This window comes from Ornithinibacillus californiensis (genome assembly GCF_001038485.1).
Taxonomy (GTDB): Bacteria; Bacillota; Bacilli; order Bacillales; family Amphibacillaceae; genus Ornithinibacillus; species Ornithinibacillus californiensis.
Genome location: NZ_LDUE01000017.1, coordinates 1 through 3,279 on the forward strand (window position 1 = coordinate 1; position 3,279 = coordinate 3,279).

The 3,279-nt window shown below is 50.4% G+C and carries 4 tRNA genes and 2 rRNA genes; all 6 read right to left on the reverse strand.

The features are described 5' to 3' along the window. Window positions 1-135 precede the first annotated feature (135 nt). Window positions 136-211, reverse strand: a tRNA-Val gene (locus TE34_RS03840). A 3-nt stretch (window positions 212-214) separates the two neighbouring features. Further along, window positions 215-289, reverse strand: a tRNA-Glu gene (locus TE34_RS03845). Window positions 290-304: 15 nt separating this feature from the next. Continuing rightward, window positions 305-396 (reverse strand) — tRNA-Ser (locus TE34_RS03850). Between the two features lies 1 nt (window position 397). Next, window positions 398-472, reverse strand: a tRNA-Asn gene (locus TE34_RS03855). A 203-nt stretch (window positions 473-675) separates the two neighbouring features. Next, window positions 676-791 (reverse strand): 5S ribosomal RNA (gene rrf / locus TE34_RS03860). A 128-nt stretch (window positions 792-919) separates the two neighbouring features. After that, window positions 920-3,279, reverse strand: a 23S ribosomal RNA gene (locus TE34_RS03865); the annotation flags it as partial.

Sequence of the window (3,279 nt, forward strand, 5' to 3'; positions counted from 1 at the left end):
GATTTGAACCTACGACCTTCGGGTTATGAGCCCGACGAGCTACCAGACTGCTCCACCCCGCGGTAATAAGAAGTATTGAATTAAGTACATGCACTTTTTATGAATGCAAGTATTTTTTTGTTACTTTTTTAAAAATGGTGGAGGATGCAGGGCTCGAACCTGCGACCCCCTGCTTGTAAGGCAGGTGCTCTCCCAGCTGAGCTAATCCTCCACATGGTGACCCGTACGGGATTCGAACCCGTGTTACCGCCGTGAAAGGGCGGTGTCTTAACCGCTTGACCAACGGGCCATATTAAAGTTTAAATGGCGGAGAGCGAGGGATTTGAACCCTCGAGACCACTTTCGCAGCCTACACGATTTCCAATCGTGCTCCTTCGACCACTCGGACAGCTCTCCATGGCTCCACAGGTAGGATTCGAACCTACGACCGATCGGTTAACAGCCGATTGCTCTACCACTGAGCTACTGTGGAATAATTTCAATGTGTCCACATTCGAGTTTTGAAGGAAAATCCTATCTAGTGACCCCTGCATCTGCCAGCATATTCAAAGTTGTATATGCTTCAGGGTTACTCGGAGCTTACTCGGTAGAAGTGTTGCTCGTTGCTCTACCACTGAGCTACTGTGGAATAATATTAAAGTGTCCCACAATCGTGGTTTTTGAAGGAATAATCCTGCCTGGCAACGTCCTACTCTCACAGGGGCAATGCCCCAACTACCATCGGCGCTGAGAAGCTTAACTGCTGTGTTCGGTATGGGAACAGGTGTGACCTTCTCGCCATCATCACCAGACAGGTTAACTTAATTTTTAGTGACAAACTTTATTATAATCGTTTTCCATAAAAAATCAAGTACTATTTTTTTTAGAGTATTTATACCCTAAAAACTAAATAAGAGTAAACAACAAATATCAAACAAAGTTAGTTAAGTCCTCGATCTATTAGTATCCGTCAGCTCCACGTGTCACCACGCTTCCACCTCGGACCTATCAACCTCATAGTCTCTAAGGGATCTTACTCACTCGAAGTGATGGGAAGTCTCATCTTGAGGGGGGCTTCATGCTTAGATGCTTTCAGCACTTATCCTTTCCACACGTAGCTACCCAGCTATGCTCTTGGCAGAACAACTGGTACACCAGCGGTGTGTCCATCCCGGTCCTCTCGTACTAAGGACAGCTCCTCTCAAACTTCCAACGCCCACGACGGATAGGGACCGAACTGTCTCACGACGTTCTGAACCCAGCTCGCGTACCGCTTTAATGGGCGAACAGCCCAACCCTTGGGACCGACTACAGCCCCAGGATGCGATGAGCCGACATCGAGGTGCCAAACCTCCCCGTCGATGTGAACTCTTGGGGGAGATAAGCCTGTTATCCCCGGGGTAGCTTTTATCCGTTGAGCGATGGCCCTTCCATGCGGAACCACCGGATCACTAAGCCCGACTTTCGTCCCTGCTCGACTTGTAGGTCTCGCAGTCAAGCTCCCTTCTGCCTTTACACTCTACGAATGATTTCCAACCATTCTGAGGGAACCTTTGGGCGCCTCCGTTACCTTTTAGGAGGCGACCGCCCCAGTCAAACTGCCCGCCTGACACTGTCTCCGAACCGGATTACGGTCCTGGGTTAGAAGGTCCATACAGCCAGGGTGGTATCCCACGGATGCCTCCACCGAAGCTAGCGCTCCGGCTTCTAAGGCTCCCACCTATCCTGTACAAGCTGCACAGACATTCAATATCAGGCTACAGTAAAGCTCCACGGGGTCTTTCCGTCCTGTCGCGGGTAATGCGCATCTTCACGCATAGTATAATTTCACCGGATCTCTCGTTGAGACAGTGCCCAAATCGTTACACCTTTCGTGCGGGTCGGAACTTACCCGACAAGGAATTTCGCTACCTTAGGACCGTTATAGTTACGGCCGCCGTTTACTGGGGCTTCGGTTCAAAGCTTCGGGCTAAGCCCTAACTCATCCCCTTAACCTTCCAGCACCGGGCAGGTGTCAGCCCCTATACTTCGCCTTTCGGCTTCGCAGAGACCTGTGTTTTTGCTAAACAGTCGCTTGGGCCTATTCACTGCGGCTTCTCATACAAGAAGCACCCCTTCTCCCTAAGTTACGGGGTCATTTTGCCGAGTTCCTTAACGAGAGTTCTTCCGCTCACCTTAGGATTCTCTCCTCGCCTACCTGTGTCGGTTTGCGGTACGGGCACCATAAATCATGGCTAGAGGCTTTTCTTGGCAGTGTGAAATCAGGAACTTCGCTACTAAATTTCGCTCCCCATCACAGCTTGAGCTTAAGTTGGACGGATTTGCCTATCCAACACTCTCACTGCTTGGGCGCACACATCCATCGGTGCGCTTTCCTTATCCTACTGCGTCCCCCCATCGCTCGTAACGATTATGAGGTGGTACAGGAATATCAACCTGTTGTCCATCGCCTACGCCTTTCGGCCTCGGCTTAGGTCCCGACTAACCCTGAGAGGACGAGCCTTCCTCAGGAAACCTTAGGCATTCGGTGAAAGAGATTCTCACTCTTTTTTCGCTACTCATACCGGCATTCTCACTTCTAAGCGCTCCACCAGTCCTCACGGTCTGACTTCACAGCACTTAGAACGCTCTCCTACCATTGTTCGTAAGAACAATCCGCAGCTTCGGTGATACGTTTAGCCCCGGTATATTTTCGGCGCAGAGTCACTCGACCAGTGAGCTATTACGCACTCTTTAAATGGTGGCTGCTTCTAAGCCAACATCCTGGTTGTCTGTGCAACTCCACATCCTTTTCCACTTAACGTATACTTTGGGACCTTAGCTGGCGGTCTGGGCTGTTTCCCTTTCGTCTATGAACCTTATCACCCATAGACTGACTCCCAAGATAAAGTATCTGGCATTCGGAGTTTGACTGAATTCGGTAACCCGATGAGGGCCCCTAGTCCAATCAGTGCTCTACCTCCAGTACTCAACTCTTGAGGCTAGCCCTAAAGCTATTTCGGAGAGAACCAGCTATCTCCGTGTTCGATTGGCATTTCACCCCTACCCACACCTCATCCCCGCATTTTTCAACATACGTGGGTTCGGGCCTCCAGTCAGTGTTACCTGACCTTCACCCTGGACATGGGTAGATCACACGGTTTCGGGTCTACGACCGCATACTAATTCGCCCTATTCAGACTCGCTTTCGCTACGGCTCCGTGTCTTCCACTTAACCTCGCATACGATCGTAACTCGCCGGTCCATTCTACAAAAGGTACGCCGTCACACATTAACGTGCTCCGACTACTTGTAGGCACA